4 protein-coding genes are annotated in these 5,148 nt (G+C 41.1%); 2 read left to right on the top strand and 2 right to left on the bottom strand.

Annotated features, from left to right (window positions below):
• A partial coding sequence (locus ACW6OJ_RS07325) for a DHH family phosphoesterase (protein ID WP_456096175.1) occupies positions 1 to 681 on the top strand: 681 nt, incomplete at its 5' end.
• Between the two features lie 13 nt (positions 682 to 694).
• Positions 695 to 1,219 carry a peptidylprolyl isomerase gene (locus ACW6OJ_RS07320; protein ID WP_293429324.1) on the top strand — a complete coding sequence of 175 codons (525 nt, stop codon included), beginning with the start codon at positions 695 to 697 and terminating at the stop codon, positions 1,217 to 1,219.
• 187 nt (positions 1,220 to 1,406) lie between these two features.
• On the opposite strand, the gene ACW6OJ_RS07315 is transcribed toward ACW6OJ_RS07320, so the two are convergent.
• Both ACW6OJ_RS07315 and ACW6OJ_RS07310 read right to left on the bottom strand, forming a co-directional pair.
• Entirely contained in the window at positions 1,407 to 2,834 is a 1,428-nt protein-coding gene (locus tag ACW6OJ_RS07315) for a M18 family aminopeptidase (protein ID WP_293698826.1), read from the bottom strand.
• A 40-nt stretch (positions 2,835 to 2,874) separates the two neighbouring features.
• The coding region (locus ACW6OJ_RS07310; protein ID WP_456096174.1) for an ATP-dependent helicase at positions 2,875 to 5,148 on the bottom strand (2,274 nt) is incomplete at its 5' end.

The following is a 5,148-nucleotide window of genomic DNA, read 5'->3' as shown; positions in this document are numbered from 1 at the left end:
TATGGCCAGAGTGTTGACGGACTAGAAAATGCTACAATAGTAGAAATAGTTGACCACCACAAGCTAGGTGGAATAGCTACTCCAGCTCCACTAAGCGTAACTCTTAGACCAGTTGGATGTACAAACACTATCCTTTACTATATGTACAAGGAAAATGATGTAGAAATAACTAAGCCAATTGCAGGCCTAATGTTGTCAGCAATTCTTTCTGATACATTAATATTCAGGTCACCAACTACTACTGAAGATGATATAGCAGCTGGTAAGGACCTATCTAAGATAGCTGGTGTTGACTATGAAGCTTATGGTATGGAAATGTTTAAGGCTGGTACTTCACTAGAGGGCTACAGCATAGAAGAAATAGTAAATATGGACTTTAAGGCCTTTGATATGGGAAGCAAGAAGGTTGGTATTGGTCAGGTAATGACTCTTGATATAGACTCTGTCCTAAGCAAAAAGGATGAATACCTAGACTACATCAATAGCACTGACTATGATATGCTATACCTAGCTATCACAGATATCATCAATGAGGGATCTTACCTACTATACAAGTCTCCAGATGAAATAGTAAGGAATGCCTTCAAGGTAGAACCAGTTCAGGGTGCCTTTGTAGAGGGTCTAGTATCTAGAAAGAAGCAGTTAGTTCCAAACCTAACTCCTGAAATAGAAAAATTATAAAAAGAGGTGTAAAATGGAAATTAAAAATCCACTAGTAACAATAGAAATGGAAAATGGCGGTGTAATCAAGGCAGAACTATTGCCAAATATAGCTCCGAACTCAGTAAACAACTTTATCTCACTAATAAAGAAGGGTTACTATGACGGCCTAATTTTCCATAGGGTAATAAATGGCTTCATGATCCAGGGTGGATGCCCTCAGGGATCAGGCATGGGTGGACCTGGCTATACAATAGCCGGTGAATTCACAATGAATGGCTTCACTAACAACCTAAAGCATGAAAGAGGTGTCCTATCTATGGCTAGGGCTATGAATCCTAACTCAGCAGGATCTCAGTTCTTTATCATGCACCAGAACTCTCCTCACCTAGATGGCCAGTATGCCGGCTTTGGTAGGGTTGTAGAAGGAATGGATATAGTAGATGAAATAGCTGGAACAGAAACTACTTTCGGTGACAAGCCAGTAGTTGACCAGAAAATCAAGAAGGTTACTGTCGACACATTTGGTGTTGATTATCCAGAACCAGAAACAGTATAGTCAAATAAAATATCTTAAATATAAGACTAGTCCAGGCCACAAGGCTCTGGACTAGTTTTTTTAATAGGAAAATCTCAAAATTTAATATAAATTCGCCTCAATATCAATGGTAAATCCAGACTGGATAATATAGGCTATATTATATATCCTAGTCCTATACCATACCTAGATGCCTGTCTATATTTCATTATAGGTCAAAAAACCTATAAAAACTTTCATAGTAGGACCTATAGTCATCTATATGGCCCAGCTCCCTGATCGAGTGCATGGCCAAAATAGGCATGCCCACATCTACTATGGCTATAGGTAGGTAGGATGCAGTAATCGAACCTATTGTAGACCCACTGGCCTTGTCTGACCTGTTTGCAAAGGTCTGGTACTTAATACCATTCCTATCGCATATGTCCTTGTAGACTGCCACAGAATAGGCATCACTCGCATATGCCTGACCTGCATGGGACTTGATAGTTGGACCACCTGCAAAAACTGGTCTATTTGTAGGATCTGCCAGGGCCGACTTATTAGGATGGACTGCATGGGCAAGGTCTGCTGATATCATAAAGGATGATTCATAGGACCTAAGTAGCTGAGACTTAGTCTTTCCTAACCCTAGGGCTATCCTCTCCAGAATATTAATCAATAACTGGGAATCAGCCCCCTGCCTAGTCTGACTGCCAACCTCTTCATTGTTAAAGGCTGCAACTAATTTAACTCCTTCAAACCTAGCCTTTTCTTGAGATGACTGGTCCATACCAGCATCATTTATAGACATAACATTTCTAAATGAACTGATATCTATGTCCTCATTGCAAATACTCCTAGCTGAACTACCGCTATATAAAAGGGCTGATATACTGGCATGGACAGAGGCTAGGTTGTCTAGCCTACCACAGGATATATACTCCTTCTCGTCTCCTACCAAGCTACCCTTTTCATACTCATACAGGTACAAATCATAGTCTAAAATATCCTCAAGAGATACTTTTTCCTTGCCTGACATATTTATCTCCCTAAGGATTAGGGACCTAATATAGTCCTTTTCATCCCCTTCATATGACTCTAGTACAATAGGAGTCATATCATCCTGCTTGTTATAGGCATAGCCGTCATTTATAGACCTATTCATATGAATAGCCAAATTTGGTATCATACATATAGGCCTATCAAGCTTGATTATATGCTCAATAGGCTTGAATGGATCCTCAAAATTTCTGGTAAAGACCCTACCTGCCATGGAGAGTGGCCTATCCATCCAGGTATTCAAAATCATACCACCATAGGGCTCAACATTTAGCTTTAGGTACTGTCTCTGCTTGATTTCAGGATTTGGCTTTAGCTTAAAGCCAGGTGAGTCTGTATGGCTACCTATTATCCTAAAGCCCTCTTTCTCTATCCTATCACCTGCAACCACAAAGGCGAATATGGAAGATGAATTTACCACTAGATAGTACTTGCCACCCTTGACCAGCTTCCACTCCTGAGCAAGGTCTAGCCTTTCAAAATTGTATTCATCCAACCATAACCTCACATTTTCAACTGCATTGTACATGGTAGGACTATCATTTATATAATCGACTAGGTCCTGGCCTAGCTCAAATGAATTATCATTCAACATATCTGGTTCCTTTCTTCACTTATATAGGATAGCTGGTAACTTAGTATTTTAAAACCTTGATATTAGTATATTCAAGATTAATTTTCTTGACTCCCTTTATCTTAAAGGCTATAGTAACCTCAGCTCCAGCCTTTGAGATTATAGACCCCTCACCGAACTTAGGGTGGTCTACTATGGAGCCTATCTTAAGTTTTGGTATGCTATCTGCATCATAGGAATCGTAGCCCTTGCCTTCACCACCAATATTTGACACATCACTTGCCTCATTAGAAGGCTCCTGGCCCACACCTGCATCTAATTCACTTAGCCTAGCACTCCTAGCAATCTTCTTTATATTATCCACATTCATCTGCTTTTTGTACTTCTCTGCATAATTATGGAGTAGACTATAGTCGGCATGGTCATACTTGTTGACCTTGACTGGCGAATCCAATACCTCTGTAGTCTCCTCTGGTAGCTCTGCCAAAAATCTTGACCGCATATTTACAGACGTCTTACCATAAAGGGTCCTAGTAGCAACATATGTTAGGTAAAGTACACGCATGGCCCTTGTAATGCCAACATAGCAAAGCCTGCGTTCCTCCTCTATGTCCGAATCAGACATTGATGAGATAGCCCTAGCTATAGGGAAGATATTCTCCTCCATACCAACTATAAATACCACTGGAAATTCCAGTCCCTTAGATGAGTGCATGGTCATCATGGATACCTTAGATAAGCCCTCTTCTTCCTCTTCAGCCATATCACTAGATAGGGAAATAGTAGCCAGGAAGTTTTCAAGGTTCTTTTCCTCCTCGTTATTTAGGTCTGAGTTTTCATATTCTAGGGCTATGGATATAAACTCTTTAAGGTTGTCTATCCTATCTTGGGCATCCTCAGCCTTGCCGTTTTGTAGGTTCTGGTTCTTGGCCACTACCTCTTCTAGCTCGTGGATGTAACCCGTCATATCAAGGACCTTTTCAACCAACTGACTTGGTGAATAGGCATCTACAAAGGTCCTGAAGATACTGATCAGATCCAAAAACTCATTGATGCTCTTCTTGGCCTTGGTAGATATATCTGAATTATTGTCTACATCCAAAATGACCGAATAGATGCTCTCCTTCATAAGGCTGGCCCTATCCTCTAGCTTTTCTATTGTCCTAAGACCTATCCCCCTCCTAGGAACATTTATCACCCTCTTTACAGATATATCATCCTGTGGGTTAACTATTATCCTTAGGTAGGCTAAGAGGTCCTTAATTTCCTTTCTCTCGTAGAACTTAGTTCCACCATAGATACTGTATGGTATTTGGAACCTATTTAGGGCATCCTCTATGGCCCTGGCCTGGGCATTGGCCCTGTATAGGACTGCATAATCTTCAAATGGTCTACCGGTCTCCATAGAATGGTTGTAGATTTCCTCGGCCACATAGCTGGCCTCTTCAACCTCGTTCCTAAGTAGCTTTATCTTGACTGGCTGTCCTTCCTTTTTATCACTCCACAGCCTCTTTTTCTTTCTCTCTACATTGTTGGCTATCAGGTGGTTGGCAGTATCCAGTATTAGCTGGGTAGACCTGTAGTTCTGCTCCAACTTGACCACAAATACATCATCATAGTCCTTTTCAAACTCTAATATGTTCCTTATATCTGCCCCTCGCCAGCCATATATACTCTGGTCATCATCACCAACCACGCATATGTTCTGGTGACCCTGGGCCAGCATCTTGATTAGCTGGTACTGGGCCCTTGATGTATCCTGGTACTCATCAACCATTATATACTTGAACTTGCCCCTATAGAAATTTAGGACATCCTCACTTGACTGGAGTAGTTCTACAGTCTTAACTATAAGGTCGTCAAAATCCAGGGCACTATTCCTCAAAAGCCTATCCTGATATATGGCATATACCTCCGCAATTTTTGATAGCCAAATATCACCCTCAGCCTCTCTTGCAAACTCCTTTGGACCCTGTAGCTTGTCCTTGGCTGATGATATATATGAAATTATAGACTTTGGCTCAAACTTCTTATCGTCTAAATTCAATTCCTTCAAGCAGTCTTTTACCAGGGTTAGCTGGTCTGAAGCATCATATATAACAAAGCTCCTGTTGTAGCCTATCTTATTTATATCCTTCCTAAGTATCCTCACACAGCAGGAATGGAAGGTAGATATCCACATTTCCCTGGAGTTTTCTCCTATTATATTTTCAACCCTCTCCCTCATCTCATTGGCTGCCTTATTGGTAAAGGTTATAGCCAGGATATTGGCCGGCAAAACCTGCTTGTCCTCCACTAGGTAGGCAATCCTCGTCGTCAGCACCTTAGTCTTACC

The organism is Peptostreptococcus sp. (assembly GCF_977045075.1).
This window is presented reverse-complemented; position numbering and strand designations above follow the sequence as displayed.